Annotated in this window: 1 protein-coding gene; it reads left to right on the top strand. The window is 21.5% G+C overall.

Annotation, left to right across the window (positions count from 1 at the left end):
* Positions 1-391 precede the first annotated feature (391 nt).
* A complete protein-coding gene (locus KQI30_RS16855) occupies positions 392-739 on the top strand; it encodes a sigma factor-like helix-turn-helix DNA-binding protein (RefSeq protein WP_216464496.1) in 348 nt (115 codons plus the stop codon).
* Positions 740-880: the final 141 nt, after the last annotated feature.

Raw genomic sequence — 880 nt, 5'->3', positions numbered from 1 at the left:
AAAAAAACCCCCTCCTTTAATATATTTATACAAATAAAAACAATATAATATATAATTTTGTAAACCTTATTTTACCATAAAATAAATAAAAAGTTATATAATACTATATTTACCAAAATGGCAATTGATAAAAATAGGTGTTTTCAGCGTCAAGAAATTTCCACAAAATAATATTTTATAGATGTATAGATAAATAAAAAATAAAAAGGGAGGAGAATTTATATGAGCAAAATTAAATTTAAGATTTGTTTTAGTTGTAAATTATTTAAATTGGATATTAGATTTAATTATTAAAAAAGTGGTTTTCGGAAATTCATAAATTAATTATTGAATATAAAAATATTTATGATATAATTCTTTCATGAATTAATTTATGAAAGAAGGAGATTGTATGAATTCTGATTTAATAGAAGTATCAAGAGATGAATATGAATATTTAAAAGCATATAATCAAGTATACTTATCAGAGATAAAAAAATATAAAAAAGAGATAAAAGAACTTGAAGAAGAAATTCAAAAATTAAAAATTGAAATTTATGCTAGAGATATTGAAGAGAAAAATAGAAATGAAAATAATCATAATTCTCGTGGAGCAGGACGAAAGCAACGATTTACTAGTGAAGAAAAAGAAGCAATGAAGATGTATAGACTTCAAGGGATGACTATAAAAGAGATTGCAAAAATGTATGAATGTTCCGTTGGTTTAGTTCATAAATTAATTAATGAAAGCAAAAAATAAGTTGTTAATGATAATAATATTAATTAAATTTAAGTGTTTTAAATATGTGTTTCACTAGATAAGAAACGGATTTACGGGGTGAATAAAATATGGCGATATTTAATAAAAAAAATAATATTAGTTGGGAAGAAAAGTATCATA

Origin of the sequence: Clostridium bornimense, assembly GCF_018917145.1 — a bacterium.
Taxonomy (GTDB): Bacteria; Bacillota; Clostridia; order Clostridiales; family Clostridiaceae; genus Clostridium_AN; species Clostridium_AN bornimense_A.
This window is presented reverse-complemented; position numbering and strand designations above follow the sequence as displayed.